At 60.3% G+C, this 18,578-nt stretch carries 15 protein-coding genes; 10 read left to right on the top strand and 5 right to left on the bottom strand.

What is annotated here, in order from left to right; genetic code table 11:
* The first annotated feature begins 85 nt into the window (after window positions 1–85).
* The 5 genes from HDF08_RS18425 to HDF08_RS18445 all read left to right on the top strand — a co-directional run bounded on the left by HDF08_RS18425 (window position 86) and on the right by HDF08_RS18445 (window position 9,030).
* Complete coding sequence (locus HDF08_RS18425) at window positions 86–2,119, top strand: alpha-1,4-glucan--maltose-1-phosphate maltosyltransferase (RefSeq protein ID WP_179640150.1); 2,034 nt, start codon at window positions 86–88, stop codon at window positions 2,117–2,119.
* A 27-nt stretch (window positions 2,120–2,146) separates the two neighbouring features.
* Window positions 2,147–5,461, top strand: a complete 3,315-nt coding sequence (gene treS, locus HDF08_RS18430) for a maltose alpha-D-glucosyltransferase (RefSeq protein WP_179640151.1) — start codon at window positions 2,147–2,149, stop codon at window positions 5,459–5,461.
* Window positions 5,462–5,541: 80 nt separating this feature from the next.
* Entirely contained in the window at window positions 5,542–6,423 is an 882-nt protein-coding gene (locus tag HDF08_RS18435; RefSeq protein WP_179640152.1) for a hypothetical protein, read from the top strand.
* Window positions 6,424–6,450: 27 nt separating this feature from the next.
* Window positions 6,451–7,761 (top strand): amidase, encoded by a 1,311-nt coding sequence (locus HDF08_RS18440; protein WP_179640153.1) that lies wholly within the window; start codon window positions 6,451–6,453, stop codon window positions 7,759–7,761.
* 237 nt (window positions 7,762–7,998) lie between these two features.
* Complete coding sequence (locus tag HDF08_RS18445) at window positions 7,999–9,030, top strand: DUF1338 domain-containing protein (protein WP_179640154.1); 1,032 nt, start codon at window positions 7,999–8,001, stop codon at window positions 9,028–9,030.
* Window positions 9,031–9,127: 97 nt separating this feature from the next.
* Here HDF08_RS18445 and HDF08_RS18450 read toward each other — a convergent pair whose 3' ends face one another.
* Complete coding sequence (locus tag HDF08_RS18450; protein WP_179640155.1) at window positions 9,128–9,538, bottom strand: nuclear transport factor 2 family protein; 411 nt, start codon at window positions 9,536–9,538, stop codon at window positions 9,128–9,130.
* A gap of 139 nt (window positions 9,539–9,677) precedes the next feature.
* On the opposite strand from HDF08_RS18450, the gene HDF08_RS18455 reads away from it, so the two are divergent.
* On the top strand, window positions 9,678–12,632 hold the full coding sequence (locus HDF08_RS18455; protein ID WP_179640156.1) for an FAD-binding and (Fe-S)-binding domain-containing protein: 2,955 nt from the start codon (window positions 9,678–9,680) through the stop codon (window positions 12,630–12,632).
* 15 nt (window positions 12,633–12,647) lie between these two features.
* On the opposite strand, the gene HDF08_RS18460 is transcribed toward HDF08_RS18455, so the two are convergent.
* Both HDF08_RS18460 and HDF08_RS21850 read right to left on the bottom strand, forming a co-directional pair.
* Window positions 12,648–13,088: a hypothetical protein gene (locus tag HDF08_RS18460; RefSeq protein ID WP_179640157.1), complete on the bottom strand. Its 441-nt coding sequence runs from the start codon at window positions 13,086–13,088 to the stop codon at window positions 12,648–12,650.
* A gap of 191 nt (window positions 13,089–13,279) precedes the next feature.
* Window positions 13,280–13,600, bottom strand: a complete 321-nt coding sequence (locus HDF08_RS21850) for a hypothetical protein (RefSeq protein WP_257031270.1) — start codon at window positions 13,598–13,600, stop codon at window positions 13,280–13,282.
* A gap of 6 nt (window positions 13,601–13,606) precedes the next feature.
* Here HDF08_RS21850 and HDF08_RS21855 point away from each other — a divergent pair, with 6 nt between their 5' ends.
* The 4 genes from HDF08_RS21855 to HDF08_RS18480 all read left to right on the top strand — a co-directional run bounded on the left by HDF08_RS21855 (window position 13,607) and on the right by HDF08_RS18480 (window position 16,067).
* On the top strand, window positions 13,607–13,954 hold the full coding sequence (locus HDF08_RS21855) for a hypothetical protein (RefSeq protein WP_257031271.1): 348 nt from the start codon (window positions 13,607–13,609) through the stop codon (window positions 13,952–13,954).
* Window positions 13,955–13,999: 45 nt separating this feature from the next.
* A complete protein-coding gene (locus tag HDF08_RS18470; RefSeq protein ID WP_179640604.1) occupies window positions 14,000–14,356 on the top strand; it encodes a PadR family transcriptional regulator in 357 nt (118 codons plus the stop codon).
* Window positions 14,337–15,053, top strand: coding sequence for a hypothetical protein (locus HDF08_RS18475; RefSeq protein WP_179640159.1), 717 nt, complete (start codon window positions 14,337–14,339; stop codon window positions 15,051–15,053). The genes HDF08_RS18470 and HDF08_RS18475 overlap by 20 nt, the downstream gene beginning before the upstream one ends.
* A 144-nt stretch (window positions 15,054–15,197) precedes the next feature.
* The gene (locus HDF08_RS18480; RefSeq protein WP_179640160.1) at window positions 15,198–16,067 is read left to right on the top strand and encodes a hypothetical protein; all 870 of its coding nucleotides are present in this window, start codon (window positions 15,198–15,200) and stop codon (window positions 16,065–16,067) included.
* Between the two features lie 416 nt (window positions 16,068–16,483).
* Here the strand turns inward: HDF08_RS18480 and HDF08_RS18485 are convergent, their stop codons facing one another.
* On the bottom strand, window positions 16,484–16,972 hold the full coding sequence (locus tag HDF08_RS18485; RefSeq protein ID WP_179640161.1) for an acyl-CoA carboxylase biotin carboxyl carrier protein subunit: 489 nt from the start codon (window positions 16,970–16,972) through the stop codon (window positions 16,484–16,486).
* Entirely contained in the window at window positions 16,969–18,489 is a 1,521-nt protein-coding gene (gene accC / locus HDF08_RS18490) for an acetyl-CoA carboxylase biotin carboxylase subunit (protein ID WP_179640162.1), read from the bottom strand. The genes HDF08_RS18485 and accC overlap by 4 nt, the downstream gene beginning before the upstream one ends.
* Between the last annotated feature and the right edge of the window lie 89 nt (window positions 18,490–18,578).

Below are 18,578 nucleotides of genomic sequence, written 5' to 3' on the forward strand. Positions count from 1 at the left end.
GGTGTTCTCATTCCTCCCGATAGCGCATTTGGCGTAGTCTGTCGGGCTACTATAGGTACGAAAGCAGTGTGAAGATCTGAGCGATATGAAACCTATTGAAGGCCGTAAGCGAGTCATCATTGAAGAGGTCAGCCCGCAGGTTGACTGCGGACGCTATCCAGCAAAGCGAATTTTAGGCGACCTCGTCACTGTAACCGCCGCAATCTTTGGCGATGGCCACGACCATGTCTCAGGTCGTCTGCTCTATCGCCCCTCAACTGAGAAGGATTGGAGATCGACGCCGCTCTCCGCACTTACCAACGATCTCTGGTCTGCCACCTTCCACGCAGATGCACTCGGGGACTGGATCTATACCCTCGAGGCGTGGGTTGACCACTTCGATACATGGTCTGCCGATCTACGGAAGCGGCTGGCAGCACAACCCGGTCAGACTGGCGTGAGCGCTTCCGCCGAACCACAGGATATTCCGCTCGCACTGCGCTCGGGCGCTCTTCTGCTGGAGCAGGCCGCAGCACGCGCCAAAGGGTCCGACAGCAAACGTTTAGCGGATGAGGCTGCACGTCTGCTCAAACTGGCGAAGGCGAAGTCTGACACCTATGACTATCCTCTAACGGAGGAGATCGTCGCCCTGGTCGCGCAGCATCCCGATCTCACCCTGGCGACGCGCTACCCTGAGGAGTTGCACCTGTGGGTCGACCGCGAACGAGCCCGCTACTCCACCTGGTACGAGCTCTTTCCCCGATCCACTTCGCCCGATCCGGCGCGGCATGGCACCTTCGCCGATGTGCAGGCCCTTCTGCCGACCATCGCTGCAATGGGCTTCGATGTGCTCTACCTGCCGCCAATTCATCCCATCGGCAAAGCGTTTCGCAAAGGCCCGAACAACAACGTCACCTCGGCGGAAGGCGATCCAGGAAGCCCCTGGGCCATCGGCGCAAAAGAGGGCGGCCACAAGGCCATCCACTCTCCTCTCGGCACTCTTCGAGACTTCGACGCGCTGGTCGCCGCCGCACGCGAACACGGCATGGAACTCGCTCTCGACATCGCCTTCCAGTGTTCTCCCGATCATCCCTGGGTCGCCGAGCATCCCGACTGGTTTAACATTCGCCCCGACGGCTCCATCCAATACGCGGAAAACCCTCCGAAGAAATACCAGGACATCTACCCGCTCAACTTCGAATCGCCCGATTGGCGCGGGCTTTGGGAGGCTCTGCGCGATGTCTTTACCTATTGGATCTGTCGCGATGTCAAAATCTTTCGTGTCGACAATCCCCACACGAAGGCTCTTCCTTTTTGGGAGTGGTGCATCGGAGAGATCCACAAAAAGGATCCCGATGTGATCTTTCTCGCAGAGGCGTTCACACGTCCGCACTTGATGTACTCGCTAGCCAAGGCCGGCTTTAGCCAGTCCTACACCTACTTCACCTGGCGCAACACCAAGGACGAACTCCGGGAGTACTTCGAAGAGATCACCAAGCCGCCCGTGACGGACTTCTTTCATCCCAACCTCTGGCCCAACACGCCTGACATCCTGCACGCCGCACTTCAAAATGGTGGCCGCCCCGCCTTCATGCAGCGCGTCATCCTCGCAGCGACCCTTGGCGCAAACTACGGCATCTACGGCCCCGCATACGAACTTGGCGAAAACGTCCCTGCCAAACCAGGCAGCGAAGAGTATCTCAACAGCGAAAAATATGAGATTCGCCAGTGGGACCGCAGCGCAAGCCACAGCATCGCGCCACTGATCACGCTCCTCAATCAGATTCGTCGTAACAATCCCGCGCTCCAGAGCGACGGATCGCTCCACTTCCACAACGTCGATAACTCAAGCATCCTCTGCTACAGCAAATGGAGCGGGCAAAATCAAATTCTTGTCGCCGTCAATCTCGACCCAACCCAGGAGCAGGCGGGATGGATCGATCTCGACCTCAAGGAACTTGCCATCCCGCACAACGAAACCTTTGACATTGAAGACCTGCTCACCGGAACCCGCTATCAGTGGCATGATCGCAGCAACTACGTTGCCCTGCGCCCGGACGTGATGCCTGCGCACATCTTCCGCCTACTTCGCAAACCTAACATCGAAGCTCCGCAAACCACGCAGTCAACCAATTCTTAAAAACAGCTTCCAGCGCGAGGACGAAGAGTGAAAAAAGCCGGCAGCGCCACCGATCCGCTTTGGTACAAAGACGCGATCATCTACGAGATTCACATTCGAGCCTTCATGGACTCGAATGCGGACGGCATCGGCGACTTTCCCGGCCTCATGTCAAAGCTCGACTACCTTCAGGATCTGGGCGTCACCTGTCTATGGCTGCTTCCGTTCTTCCCCTCTCCCTTGCGAGATGACGGCTATGACATTGCAAACTACGTCGACGTCAATCCTAGCTACGGAACCATCAACGACTTCAAGCAGTTTCTCGACGCCGCTCACCTTCGCAACATGCAGGTGATGATTGAACTGGTAATCAACCACACCAGCGATCAACACCCATGGTTCAAAGCGGCACGGTTAGCGCCCAAAGGTTCGCCCGAACGCGACATGTACGTGTGGAGCGCTACCGACAAGCTCTTCGAGGGTGTCCGCATCATCTTCACCGACACAGAAAAATCCAACTGGACCTGGGACGACGTCGCGCAGCAGTACTACTGGCACCGTTTCTTCTCCCATCAGCCTGACCTGAACTTCGACAACCCCCGCGTGATGGAAGAAGTTCTCACGGCGATGCGGTTCTGGCTGGATATGGGCGTGGATGGCTTGCGCCTGGACGCAATTCCTTATCTGATCGAGCGCGACGGCACAAGCTGCGAGAACGTGCCCGAGACCCACGTCAAGATCAAGCAGATTCGTGCCGTGATCGACGCCGAGTATGAGAACCGACTGGTGCTCGCCGAAGCCAATATGTGGCCCGCGGACGTCCGTCCCTACTTCGGCGACGGCGATGAGTGCAACATGGCCTTCCACTTCCCGCTGATGCCGCGCATCTACATGGCCCTTCGCCAGGAAGACCGCCTGCCCATCACGGACATCATGGCGCAGACCCCCGCCATTCCCGACAACTGCCAGTGGGGACTCTTCCTTCGCAACCACGACGAACTCACCCTCGAGATGGTCACCGACGACGAGCGCGACTACATGTACTTCGCATACTCGGCCGACCCGCGCATGCGCATCAATGTTGGCATCCGCCGACGCCTTGCGCCTCTGGTCGATAACAATCGCCGCCGCATCGAGCTGCTCAACTCGCTTCTGCTCAGCTTCCCCGGCACCCCCATCCTCTACTACGGCGACGAGATCGGCATGGGCGACAACATCTATCTGGGCGATCGCAATGGTGTCCGCACGCCGATGCAGTGGAACTCCGACCGCAACGCGGGCTTCTCCACGTCGGTCCCCGCGCGGCTCTACTTCCCCGTCATCACCGACCCCATCTGGGGCTATCAATCCATCAACGTCGAGGCACAGCAGTCCGATCAGTCGTCTCTCCTGCACTGGACGCGCAACATGATCGCCCTGCGCAAACTCTTCCACGTCTTCGGACGCGGCACGCAGGAGTTTCTCAACCCCGAGAACCGCAAGATCCTCGCCTACGTTCGCCAATACGAAGAGAATGGCAACTGCGAGACCGTTCTTTGCGTCGCGAACCTGTCACGCTTCTCGCAACCCGTCTCCCTTGACCTGTCGAAGTACTCCGGCATGGTCCCCGTCGAGATGCTGGGATACGTCAACTTTCCGACCATCACCGCACAGCCCTATCCGCTCACGCTTTCGCCATACTCCTTTCTCTGGCTTGAACTCCAATCCGCGCCCGCCGCACCAGAGCCGGTCGAGGTGCCCGTTGACGAGCCTATCGTCAACTTGCTCAGCCGCGGCGTCGAAGGCGTTCTGACCGGGGAGGGATTAGCTCTCCTGCAACGTCTGCTCGTCGGCTACCTCCCGCATCAACGCTGGTTTGGGGCCAAGTCACGGACCATCAAAGCGGTCGAAGTTCACGACTCCGCGATGCTGCCCGATCTCAACGCAGTGCTTCTCCTCCTCCGTCTCACCTACGAAGACAACAGCACCGATGTCTATCAGCTCGCCCTAACCACCAGCACAGGCGAGACTGCCGATATGATCCGCGCTGCCGATCCCGCGAGCATCGTCGCAACCGTTACAACCTCTGACGGCCCCGCGGTCCTCCACGATGCACTCGTGCGCGAAGACGTTCGTCAGGCGATCCTTCACCTCATCGAGACAAACGGCGAACTCGCCACGCAAAACGGCAACCTTCAAGGACGAAGCAGCAGCGCATTCGCCGAAGCTCGCGGCTCGGATCCTCTACCGGCCCGCACAGGATCAGCCGAGCAATCCAACACCTCCATCCTGTACGACGCGAAGCTCATCCTGAAGCTCTTCCGCCGGCTTCAACCCGGGGAAAACCCCGACACCGAGATCGGCCGCTTTCTCACCGAGACGGCACACTTCCCCCGCATCGCTCCCTTTCTAGGCGACATCACGCTCCACTCCAAGACCGGCGAACCCACCACCATCGCGATGCTCCAGGGCCTGGTCGAAAACGAAGGCGACGGCTGGCAGTGGACCCTCGACGAGCTCTCTCACTACTACGACAGCGTCGCCATCCTGCCCGCTCTTCACGACCTCGGCACTCCCCCCTCCTTCCTCTCCAACAACGAAATACCCGCTCTGGCCCGCGAGCATGCAGGCCTCTATCTGGACGCCGCCGCTCTCCTTGGCCGACGCACCGCCGAGATGCACCTGGCACTCGCCACACCCACTCACGATCCCGCCTTCATGGCCGAAGACTTCACCACTGCCGATCTCGTCGCCGACGCCGACCGCATCGACGCGCAGCTGTCTCTCACACTCGACGCCCTCAAGCGCGGCATGTCGCAGCTTACCGAGATCACTGCCGATAACGCGGCTCTCGTCCTCAGCCGCCGCATCGAGCTCTTCGCCCGCGCCCGCGCCATCGCCTCCGCAACACCCACCCAGGCGGGCCAGCGCATCCGCATCCACGGCGACTATCATCTCGGCCAGGTCCTACGTTCCCGCAGCGACTACGTCATCCTCGACTTCGAGGGCGAACCCGCACGCAGCCTCGCCGAACGCCGAGCCAAGCAATCCCCTCTGCGCGATGTAGCCGGAATGCTGCGCTCCTTCAGTTACGCCGCACACGCCGCGCACAACGCATTCGCCCAGCGCCGTCCCGACGATGCAAAGTATCTCGAGCCCTGGTCCACCCTCTGGCAGAACTCCGTCTCCACGGAATTTCTCCGCGCCTACCACGCAACCGTCATGACCAAAGATTCTGAGCTCATTCCGAAAGTCAAGCAGGCACAACTTCTGCTCAGCGCCTACCTGCTCGAAAAATCCCTCTACGAGCTCCTCTATGAACTCAACAACCGCCCCGCATGGGTCAGAATTCCCCTCGCAGGCATTCTGTCCCTGCAACTGTAAACATCGGCCGGCCTTGATAGCGATACGCGAAAACCTGTTTTTTGCTCTTGTTGGAAAGAAATTACACGATAGTCTGAATCATGTCTCCAGTGAAGCTGATCGTTGTCTTTGCTGCATGCCTTGCGTTACTAGCCGCCAACTCCCCTTCATCCGGGCCGCCCCTTCTGATGGAGCGCAGCGCTCCGTCAGACCTCGAGATCACAGGCATGGCTGCAGGTGTCACACCCGGAACAGTTCGCTACATCTCCTACGAACGACTTCTAACACTTCCCCAGACGACGGTCACAGTCATTGGAGACGACAACTTCCGCGAACTCCCTCAGCAAAAATTAGCCGTGACCGGCATTTATCTTGACGTACTGGAAAGCTCCCTCCGCGCGCTTCCCGGCTCAGATCTCCTGATCGCCCTGTGCTCTGATGGCTATCGTGCAACCTATCCTCGCGACTATGTAAAGACCCACCGCCCAATCCTCGCGTTGAAGATCAATGGGCTGCCCGTCGAAACCTGGGTAGCCCGGACCCATAACGACGACCCCGGCGCCTACTTCATCACGCACGCAGGATTCACTCCGTCCTTCAGCGTCCTCTCCTTCCAGGAGATCCCCAAGATACCGGCGAAAGTAACCCGGCTGGAGTTCGGCACCTCTCAACAGGTCTATGGCGCCATTTCACCTCATCAAAGAGACGCAGCCAACCCGCAGGTTATCGATGGTTTTCGCATCGCCCGGCAACACTGTTATCGCTGCCACAACATCGGCAGCTACGGTGGCACAAAAGCGGGTAAAGAGTGGCACACGCTAGGTAGCTTCGCCTCGTCGTCGCCAGCCATCTTCGAACGCTATCTCCGCGACCCAAAGTCCGTCGATCCGAAATCAACCATGTCCTGTGATCCACAGCTCGGCGAGCCTGCTGCAAAGGCCCTGCAGGCTTATTTCCAGACCTTTGCCACCACACCTCACTAACTATCTCCTCACCTGGCGGTCAAGACTATGACAACCACGCCCTCTCCGCTCACATCCCTGCGCCACGCAATTACATCAGCTGAAACCGATCCCTACACGATCGCAACCGCTGCCGCCGGCAATGCGAACAGCAACGCCTCGCACAACACCTACCTCACCCTCACTACAACCGAATCGCTCCATCGAGCCGAACAACTCCCGAATCTCTTTGCTGATGTTCAAAATCGCCCTCCGCTCTACGGCATTCCCATCTCGCTCAAAGACTGCTTCGACCTCGCAGGAACCGTGACCAGCTGCGGCTCTCGCTACTACCAACAGCTCCATCCGATTGCCGCAAAGAACTCATGGGTCGCACAGCGGCTGCTCGATGCGGGCGCAATCATCCCCGGAAAGACTCACCTCAATCAACTCGCCTACGGTATTACCGGCGAGAATGCCGACTACGGAGACAGCCTCCAGCCGCGCGATTCAACCCTGCTCACCGGCGGGTCCTCCAGCGGAGCAGCGGCGAGCGTGCAAGAGGGGTCCGCACTCGCAGCCATCGGCACCGACACCGGCGGCTCCGTCCGCGTCCCCTCTGCACTCTGCGGACTCGCCGGCTACCGCGCCTCTCACGGTGTCAGTCGCGGCGAAGAACGCTGGTTCGGCGCAGCCCACCTCGCACCATCCTTCGATACCCTCGGTCTGCTCTTTCGCGATCTCCGCGATGGCCCCGCGCTCGCCAGCGCAATCTACGACATCCCCTCGGCGCCCGTACCAACTCAACTCCGCATCGGCTATGTCAACGACGAGTTCATGCAGGATTGCGAACCCGAAGTTCACTCAGCATTCGCCGCGTGGAAGCAGCACCTCCGGCAACACGGCGCAACCCTCACACCAATCAACACCGCCTTCTGGGCCGACAGCTTAGAGATCTTTACCTCCATCCAGGCCAGCGAAGCAGCCCAGCTCCATCGCGGCCACTATCAACACTTCGAGCCCGCAATCGCGGAACGCCTCACGTGGGGAGCATCCATCACCGCCGATCAACTCCAAAGCCTTCATCATCGCCTCGAAGTCTTCCGCACTCAAATGTCCTCGCTCTTCCAGCAGGCGGATCTCCTCCTCGTTCCCTTCGCTCCCGTCAGCAGACTTTTTGCAGGCAAAGACCAGTCACACATCCGCAAAGCGATTCTGCGTTACACCACGCCAGTCAGCCTTGCGGGCTTGCCCGCTGTCACACTCGCTGGAGAAGCCATCAACGCACCCTTCGGCACCGGCATGCAGCTCATCGCCGCACCCATGCAGGACGCTGCACTCTTAGCCTTCGCCGCCTCCCTCCCAATTCGCCACCACTAGGCCGTAGACCATTCACGACGCGGAACTACCCGCTACGCGCGGGCGGTCACTTCGTGACATGTATACCCCTTTGGTTGGCGCTCCCGTTGGTCGCGATCAAAAATCTTTTTGCCGACCATCGGGAGGCCCAGGGCGAAGCCGGTATACATGTCACGAAGTGACCTTTACAGACGCGCTCCCATTGACGATGATGTTAGGGGCCGGACGAAACCCTCCGGGAGTCACGAGGAATTAACCATGAGCACAGGCACCAGCGTCCTACGCAAAACACTCGACCAGATCATCGGTACCGAGCGCACCGAACACCTCTTCAAGCTGTTGGTCATCCATCCCGAGATCGCCGCCGACCCCGGCCCGCAGGTCTCTCGCGCCGTTCTCGCGCAAGCACTCAACATGCTCCTCTTTGAAGATCTTCTGCGTCGCGTACCCACCGCCAAAACCTACGCCGACTACACCCTCAACAAAGGCCGGCAGATCCTCCACGACCACGGCGCCGTCCGCACCGTTGCGCTCGAAGGCATGGGTGGTCTCCCCGCCGGGCAGGAAGCAATCACGCGCATCCTCCGCCCACTCGGCTATGCACTCAACGGCGTCTACCCCCTCGAACGCCTCAAGATGACCGGCCGCTCCCACGCCCAGGCCGACTACCCCGAAGAGATCGCCCAGTTCTTTCTCAGCGAGCTTCATCCCGAGCGCTTCTCGCCCGAGTTCCAGGCCGCCGTCCAGCGCGTCGCCGCAACTTCAAAGGATCCTGTCACCCCACAGGCGACGTCCCTCCTCGACAAACTCGAATCCGCTGGCTCCCTTAGCGTCGAAGAGTCTGTAACGCTGCTCCCTATCCTGGCCTCCGTCTTCGAGCGCCAGCACACCGAACCCGCTCTCGCCGACTACGAGATCCTCCTCGCAGAATCTCCCGAGATGGCCTGGATCTCCACCGAGGGCAACGCCTTCAACCACGCCACCGACCGCGTCCCCGACGTCGACCAGCTAGCCGAAGAACAGAAAGCTCTAGGCCAGCCAATGAAGGCCGCTGTCGAAACTTCGCAATCGGGCCGCGTCCGTCAGACTGCCTTTCTAGCCGCCAAAGTTCAACGCAAGTTCCGTACGCCCGAAGGCGCTCTTATCCCCAAAGAAGTTAATGGCTCCTTCTACGAGTTCATCACGCGGCTCCCACTACCCGAAGAAGACGGCAAACAAAAACTCGACCTTGGCTTCGACAGCTCCAACGCACAAGCCATCTTCAAGATGACTGCCACCGGCAAGGCCTAGCAGCTGCGAGAACCACCGAACTGCATCGGCGCAAGTCGATGCAAGCCACATTCAAAAATTAAGGCCTTACAGGTTTATTGTGGATGACGAAAGGGAATTAGGCCCAGCCGAGCTCTTTCATCGCAAACCCGGAGTTCCAGATCTTCGTGAAATGCGAGATCTTGTCGCCATCGAACTGCAGGAAGTAAACATAGTCGGAGTTCGTGGTCTTTCCGGTCGGTGATACCGGTCCGCCTGCCAGGTGCGTGCCTGTGAAAACCGCGTAGATGTTGACGTTGTTTCGTCCTGCATCGGTCGCGAATGATTTCACCTCATACGCTCCGTCGGTAAGGACCGTAAGCAACCCCTGCATCCAGTCGGTGTACTGCTGAACCGTTGACACCTCAGCGAGCGGCTCCGCCTGTGCAGAGAACGTAGCTCCGGGGGTGCAATATGCGCTGCATACCGACCAGCCCTTGCCCGTCTCACACGCTTCAAAGAACTCTTCTGCTGTCTTCGTAATCGACATAATCGCTCCTGTCTGCTCAGATGGCGTGGCAACGAATCTCGGATCCCCCGCACATCCGTTGCCACTCCCTCACACCATTTGGACAATGCTAAACTCCACGATCAGGTGCGCGACCACAAATAACCGTACCATCAACCTCATGGCTGCTCCTCCTACCTCCCCCTTCGTCGTCCTGCCGAGCTCCCACGCCCGCGCACACGACACCTTTCCCGCCTCCGACGAGCTAGCCCAGCTCCTCCAGGAGCAGATTCGCGGCGAGGTCCGCTTCGACCCCGCCTCCAAAGCCCTCTACTCCACCGACGCCTCCAACTATCGCCACATCCCTATCGGCGTGGTCCTCCCCCGCGACGAGGCCGACGTCATTGCCACCGTCGCACTCTGCCGCCGCTTCAACGCGCCCATCCTTACCCGCGGAGCCGGAACCTCGCTCGCAGGTCAGGGCTGCAACGCCGCCGTCATCCTTGACTTCTCCAAATACATGAACGGCATGGGCGAAATCGACACGGTCAACCGCACCATCCACGTCCAGCCCGGCATCGTCCTCGACCGCGTTCGCGACGCCGCCGAAAAACTCCACCTCACCTTCGCCCCCGACCCCGCCACCCACAGCCGCTGCACCATCGGCGGCATGATCGGCAACAACTCCTGCGGCGTTCACGGCCTCATGGGCGGCAAAACCGTCGACAACATCGCCACCCTCGACCTCCTCCTCTACGACGGCACCCGCCTCACCGTGGGCCCCACCACCGAAGCCGAGCTCGCCGACCACATCGCAACAGGAGGACGCATAGGCGAGATCTACGCCACCCTGAAATCCCTTCGCGACACTTACGCCAGCCAGGTCCGCGAAAAATTTCCCAACATCCCTCGTCGCGTCTCCGGCTTTAATCTTGACGAGCTTCTCCCTGAAAACTCCTTCAACGTAGCCCGAGCCCTGGTCGGCAGCGAAGGCACCTGCGCCATCATCCTCGGAGCCACCCTCCAGCTCGTCCAGTCTCCACCCTGCCGCACCCTCGTCGGCGTGGGCTTCCCCGACATCTTCCTCGCCGCCGACCACGTCCCCCAGATCCTGGAACACAAACCCATCGGCTTCGAAGGCATGGACGGACTCCTTCTCGATGCCATGCGCCGCAAGCAGAAGTTCTCCGAAGAGCTCGCGCTCCTCCCCGGCGGTAACGGCTTCCTCATCGTCGAGTTCGGCGCAGACACCCAGGCCGAAGCCAACACCAAAGCCCGCGCCCTGGTCGCCTCTCTCAGAACCATCGCGCCGGACGCGACCAGCCGCATCTACACCTCTGCCGAAGCCAAAAACGTCTGGCGCATCCGCGAGTCCGCCCTTGGCGCCACCGCCTTCATCCCCGGTGTCGGCACCGGCTGGGAAGGATGGGAGGACGCCGCCGTCGATCCCCATCAACTCGGAAGCTATCTCCGCGCCATCTTCGCCCTGATGAACGAGTTCGGCTACCGCAGCCCCATGTACGGCCACTTCGGACAGGGTTGCGTCCACATGCGCCACAACTTCGACCTCCAAACCGAAGCAGGCATCCTCAAGTTCCGCCAGTTCATGGACCACGCCACCGACATCGCCCTCGCTCACGGCGGCTCTCTCTCCGGCGAACACGGCGACGGCCAGGCCCGCGGCGCGCTCCTCCCCAAGATGTTCGGCGAAGAGTTGATGAACGCCTTCCGCACCTTCAAGCGCCTCTTTGACCCCACCAACCGGATGAACCCCAACAAGCTCATCGACGCCCACCAGCCGCACGAAGATCTCCGCCTCGGCGCCGACTACAATCCCTGGCAGCCCAAGACCCACTTCGCCTACGCCGAAAACAACGGCAGCTTCGCCGACGCCAACCTCCGCTGCGTAGGCGTTGGAGCCTGCCGCAAGACCGACGCCGGCACCATGTGTCCCAGCTTCATGGCCACCGGCGAAGAGCTTCACTCCACCCGCGGCCGCGCCCATCTCCTCTGGGAGCTCATGCAGGGCGAAGTCCTCCCCGACCAATGGAAAAATAAGCAGGTCAAAGAATCCCTCGACCTCTGCCTCGCCTGCAAAGCCTGCAAGTCCGAGTGTCCCGTCTCGGTCGACATGGCCACCTACAAGTCCGAGTTCCTCGCCCACCACTATGAAGGCGAGTCCCGCCCGCTCTCCCACTACGCCTTTGGCCGCATCGACGTCTTCGCCCGCCTCGCCTCCTACGCCCCACACCTCGTCAACGCGATCAACCACACACCGCTCATCAGCGCTGTCATGAAGAAGATCCTCCACATCCATCCGCAGCGAACCTTCCCCCGCTTCTCCAAACCCTTCACCCCCGACCGCCGCCTCGCCCGCGACCCCAAACGCCGCCGCGACCGCCGCAATCCCCTCCCTGCCGAAGCCCCCGAGGTCTTCCTCTGGGCCGACACCTTCAACAACTACTTCCACCCCGCCGCCATGCGCGCCGCCCACCAGGTCCTTACCACCGCCGGCTTCCGCGTCACGCTGCCCACGCAGCATCTCTGCTGCGGCCGCCCCCTCTACGACTTCGGCATGTTAGACACCGCCAAAGACTACCTCTTCAAAACCCTCAACGCCCTCACCCCACAGCTCCAGGCCGGCACCCCCATCGTCGTGCTCGAACCCTCCTGCGCCTCCGTCTTCCGCGACGAGCTCACCAACCTCCTCCCCCACGATCCCCGCGCGCAAAAACTCCGCGACCAGACCTTCCTCCTCAGCGAGTTCCTCGTCAAACACGCGCCCACCTACCGCCCGCCGCAATTGGCAGAAAAAATCCTCGTCCACGGCCACTGCCACCACCGCGCCACCATGGGCATGCACGATGAGATCGCCCTCCTCCGCCTCACCGGAGCCGACGTAGAACTCCTCGACTCCGGCTGTTGCGGCATGGCCGGCCCCTTCGGATTCGAAAAGGACAAGTACGACGTCTCCCAAACCCTCGCCAACCGCGTCCTCCTCCCAGCCGTTCGCAACAAATCCGCGAGCACCATCCTCGTCACCGATGGCTTCAGCTGCGCCGAGCAGATCACCCAGAACACCAAAGCCAAACCCCTGCATCTTGCCGAAGTCTTAGCCCTGTCAAAATCAGACTAAGAGATCTGCGCCAACCTAAGCCATATCCGGCACCAAAAGCCCCCTATCGCGCAGAACCGCCGTCAGATCCTCGTAGCTCAAATAAAAGACAACCTTCAGACCATCGGCCGAACGATGCACAACAAAGGTCGATCGCAGGCTAAGCTCCTCGTTTAGCCCGCCTGCACGTTCAAACTTCACCAGCCACTCCGTCTCGAGCAGTACATACCGCTCATCCAGCCTCGTCTGCTTCGCCGATGCGAGCGTGGTGACACTGCTCCCCACTCGCTCGAAGAGCTTCCTCCGCTGCGGAATCGCCATCAGCAGCACCGAAGACGGCACAGCCCTGGCGCCACTCGGATCAGCAGCCATAAAGACCTCTGCAAACTGCGTCACAATCTCGTCAGCACTTCCCGCGTTGGCGTTCGCCTCATACTTCTCAAGAAAAACTCGTACCTCTTCGCCTAAATTCTCCATCTCGCCTCCTTGAACTCTGAATGAACTCCAATAGTCCAAGCCAACATCACAAAAAAGTGGACTTTAGTATTGTATCACATTTTTGGTTACAAATCAAGAAAGACAGAACCCCATCCGCCGGCCCCTTCCTTCAGGACCATACCGCGATGCCGCAATATGCATCGCGCCCCAGACGTTTGCTACCCTAGTCCTCAGTGAATCTCGACGAGGTCCCCACCGTGATCGATGTGCACCCTCCCCATGAACCCATTCATGGCTGGCGAGACTTTCTGCTTCATCTCCTGACCATCACCATCGGCCTGCTCATCGCGCTCAGCCTCGAAGGCTGCGTCGAGTGGCAACACCACCGTCATCTCGTCCACGAAGCCGAAGCCAGCCTCCACGCCGAGATCGAAAGCAACGCTAAGGGCCTGCCCGATGCGCTCGCCGGTCTCCACAAGAATCAGGCTGAGCTCAAGCACGACGTCGAAGTTCTCAAATACGTTATCAAGAACCACAAGGAGCCAGAGCACGCGAGCATGTCGATTGGTTCCGGTATCCAGACCATCGACGACGTGAGCTGGAGGACCGCGCAATCCACCACCGCCCTCTCCTACATGCCCTATGCCCGGGCCGAGGAGTATGCCAATATCTACACCACCCAGACCGAGCTCTACAACGCCGAGCAGCAGGCCGCCCGCGACGCCATCCTCAGCCTCGCTCCCTTCATGAATATGGAGGAGAAAGGTCCCGACCTGACCGAGGCCCAGGCCAGCGACATGAAGCAAAAGATCGAGGTTCTTCAGGGACAGCTAACCCTGGTCGAATCCTTCATGAATACCCTCGACCGCGAGTACAAAAAATTCCTCACCGCCCACCCCGACTGAACAAAGCCATTGCAATACCTCGAACCACAAGGTATTGTGGCCTTGATGGCTCCCCGCGAGACCAATCCGAACTTTATGAATGGAGTTCCGGAGCTCCTCATCCTCAGACTTCTTCAGCACCAGGAGATGTATGGCTATGAGATCGTCGAGGCAATCCGCAGCCGCACCGGCGCAGTGATCGCAGTCGGCGAAGGCGTCGTCTATCCGGTCCTCCACGGACTGGAACAGGACGGAGCGCTCAAGTCCCGGCGCAAGACCGTCAACCGCCGCAGCCGTATCTATTACTCCGTAACGCCCGTCGGAGCGAAACGGTTAGCCGATCTCTCGAAGACCTGGACCAACCTGGCCACCGCAATCCAAACCATGCTGACAGGAGGGCACCATGGCCAGGCCATTCCATGAACTTCGCGAACGCCTGCTTCGGGCTGGCGTAGCGCCACGGTATGTAAAACGTTACCTGAGCGAACTTGCCGATCACCTGGCCGACCTGAACGCGGAAGAGGAGCGTGCCGGTCTCACCCCAGGGGACGCGAAGTCCGCGGCGCTCCTCCGGCTCGGCGAAACGGAGGATCTCGCCAGGGCAATGATCGACCAGCGTCAACTCCAGTCCTGGAGCGTCAGGGTGCCGTGGGCCACCTTTTGCCTCGCCCCGCTCTCGCTCCTCGCAGCGGCCTACTTCATTGCCTGTCTCATCTTGTGGTCTGGCTGGCTAATCTTCCTGCCGGGACTTGATTCGCCATTCGTCCCAATAAATGGCCTCGCCATTCTCTACTTCGGCGTTGGCTGGTCTCTCTTTACCGCTGGGCCGACTTTGATCGGTTGGACGATCGCGCTCATCGCCGCCCGTCAAAGACTGAATCTGGTTTGGCCCACCATCGGCTGGACTCTGCTTGCACTGATCGGGGGCGCAGCCAAAGTCCACGCCCATCGTCCAAACCTGCATGACAAAGTCGGACATATCACCATGAGCTTCACGCTTGGACCTCTCCTCCAGGGGATTCCCGATGGCCTGTCTCAAGCCCTGCTGATCTTCTTGCTAACAGTCCTGCCCTATCTCCTTTTTTCGATACTCCGGCGCGGTCGCGGAATATCGACTTAAGGAACTCCCCGGACCGCGCCTACAAAAAATTCCTCACCGCCTACCCAGATTGAGCCTCTTCCGCGCCCTCAACCCACACTTAGCCTGCTCAAACCGACTCCACGTAATGGATAGTTTGATAGAGTGTGGAAGATTAGAAGACCCATGCTGCGATTCTCCCTCTCTTTCGTTTTTTTAGCCGTCCTCCTCTTCCAGCGGGCACTCGCGCAAACCTCCCAATTGCAGCGGGAGGTTGTGACCGATAAATCAGACACGCACGATACTCCAGTCGCCCATCCGCTCTCATGGTGGACTCAAGACCCGCTTCGACTCGATGTGGACCGCACTCTTCCCTTCGGCCTCAAGGCAACGGATGGTCACCTTATCAGCGCCCAGGACTATCGCGTCGAACAGAAGGTGACCGACCTCTGCGTTCTCTCGACCCACGCCATCGTCCAGATCATCACCACCATCTATGCCCAGCCCGGTCTAGCCCTCGATACCTCGACGGTGCCAGGCGCCGGCCCACCTATTTCCTTAGCCGATCTACCGCCCGCGCAATGGAAGAGCCTGCTGGTGAAGGTTCCGGTCGACGATCGCAGTGTTGCTCCGCAGCCTGATCAGTACTTCGAAATCTATCGACTGCAAGCCGACGGAGGACTCTTTCAGTCTCTCAAGTCCGCATCCGTCTATGGCGTAGGACCCAATGCCATCCTTGGGACCTTCGACCCTGACGGTGGAAACGGAGGAGGATGCGCTGACGGATACTGGTGGTTCGATGCGGCAGGAGCTCACCCGGTGGACTTCTCGCAACTCGACCGCGCCATCACGACTGCGCTGCCGCCGGACACCGTATATACCTCTCGGTGCTGGGCGCTCCATCCTGAAGAATCCAGGCTAAAAAGCGGAGTGCAAAAACGCAATGCAACCTGCCACGCCTGCGATTGGGTAGGAGAGGTCGTCGCGACCTATCGGATCCGGCAAGGTGCCGCCCTTCCAGTCTCGGTTCACTTTCAGCCCAACCCGGAGCAGTAAAGCAACACAGCATATTCTCCGTTCCCGGTCGTGTCTGGCCCGCGCGCAACAATCTCCTCGAGGCACCCAAGTGGAAGTGCCCCAAAAACTGTCAAGCCCCCAAACCGCAAATCCCTGCGCCAATCCAGCACATTCGCGTGGCGTATGAGTTATCCTCCAACCGCTATACTGGTAGTAGAGAAGCAAAAGAGGCCGCCGAGCAATCGGGGGCCTTTGTTATTAACCAACAAGTCATTTATTTTCAATATTTTGCAAGCAAGTCGCATGGAATCAATAATTTACATACACAAGCAGCCGACAAACCAATGATTCCAAGTGGTTTACTCCCAAAATACCCCAAGGGGGGAGGGGGGTACCCCCACCCAGAGAGAGGAGAAAGAAATGACCCTATCAAGCTGCCAGCTAGGAGAACCGCTCTACTCAACCACCACCAGCACATCCCCGGAGCCGACCGCATCGCCAACCGCGACCGCAATTCTGGCCACCCGTCCGGTCTTGGGAGACTTCAGCTCGTTCTGCATCTTCATTGCTTCGATCACTACCAGCGCCTGGCCCTCCTCGACCGCATCGCCCACCTCCACCAGCACCCGCACCATCCTACCCGGCATAGGAGCCTTCACCGGACGCGGCCCATCCGTCCCGGCACCCGCCCCCCGGCGCCCCTGCAGCGACCGCGGGTCCGCAACTTCAAACTCGAATCGCCGTCCCCCAATCACCACCCCATTGCCATCCAGAACGCACCGGTATTGCCGTCCGTCAATCAATAACGACAGCACTCCAGCCTGCAGCACCCTCACATCCGCTACGATCGGCCGCCCGTCCACCGAGCACTCCATCCCCGCGCCGAACTCCGCCGGAAGCTCGACCCGCCACTTCTCTCCCACAACCTCAAGCCAGACCGTCACAGTCGCAAACCCTCCCGCCGCCCGGCCACAGCCCAGCGACTCTCCTCGGAGGCAGCCGGCGTCACCACCGTCTCCCGCCGCGCAGACGCAGCAAACAGCGCAGCCGCCAGCGCCACCACATCCTCCGGGACATCCTCATGAGCATCTTCCTGCGCAGGGGCAGCGGGTTCAGCCAGCAGCCTCTCCAGATACCCCGTGTCAATCCGGGCGGCGCGAAAGTCTTCATCCATCAGAATCCGCCGGAACAGCCCGATATTGGTCTTGATGCCGCCGATCACGTACTCGTCCAGCGCACGCAGCATTCGGTCGATGGCCTGCTCCCGCGTCGGCGCAAACGCCACCAGCTTCGACAGCATCGGATCGTAGTCGAGCGGCACATTCCACCCCTCAAACACCGCGCAGTCCTCGCGAATCCCCGGGCCGCTCGGCTGAATCAGCCGCGTAATCAACCCGGGCGACGGGAAGAAATGATTCTCCGGGTCCTCCGCATAGATCCTGCACTCGATCGCGTGTCCGCGCAGCCGAACATCCTCCTGCGTCAGCGGCAGAGGCTCGCCCATCGCCACACGAAGCTGCAGATGCACCAGATCCAATCCAGTCACCATCTCGGTCACAGGATGCTCCACCTGCAGCCGCGTGTTCATCTCCAGGAAGTAGAAGTTCTCCGCATCATCCACCAGGAACTCGACCGTCCCAGCGTTCACATACCCAGCCGAGAGCGCCAGTCGCGCCGCAGCCTCGCCCATCCTGCGGCGCAGATCATCTCCCACAACCGCGGAAGGAGCCTCTTCGATCACCTTCTGGTGCCGCCGCTGCACCGAGCACTCTCGTTCGCCCAGATACACGCAGCTCCCATGCTCATCCGCCATCAACTGGATCTCGATGTGCCGAGGCCGCTCGATCAGCTTCTCAAGATACACCTCGCCCGACCCAAAGCTTCGCTCCGCCTCGCTGCTGGCCGCCGTGAACGCCGCCCCGAGATCCTCCGCCCGCGTCACCGCCCGCATGCCCTTGCCACCGCCTCCAGCCGCAGCCTTCAGCATCACCGGGTAGCCAATCCCGGCAGCCACGCGTAACGCCTCGGCCACATCCGCCAGCCCCGTCACGCTCCCGGGGACACGAGGCATCCCCGCCGCATCCGCCGCCTGTCGCGCCTTGGTCTTCGAGCCAAGCACCCGCATCGCGCTCGCCGGAGGCCCAATGAACGTCACCCCAGCCTTGGCGCATGCCTCGGCGAACTCCGCATTCTCCGAGAGGAACCCGTACCCAGGGTGAATCGCATCTGCCCCCGTCCGTCGCGCCACTTCCAGGATCAGATCTCCCCGAAGATAGCTTTCCCCTGCCGGCGCCGGACCCAGGCGGTAGGCCTCATCCGCATGCAGCACATGCAGGGCTCCCCGGTCGGCATCCGAGTAGACCGCCACCGTGGCAATTCCCATCTCCCGGCACGCACGAATGACCCGCAGCGCAATCTCCCCGCGGTTCGCAATCAACACTTTTTTTATCGAGCGTCGCAAGCGGCCATTCTACCGCAGACGACGATCGACTCAGCGAATCAAAACCGGGACAGACCTGAACGCAAAAGAGGCCTCCCGTTCTTGGGAGG

The organism is Tunturiibacter empetritectus, from assembly GCF_013410875.1.
GTDB lineage: Bacteria > Acidobacteriota > Terriglobia > Terriglobales > Acidobacteriaceae > Edaphobacter > Edaphobacter empetritectus.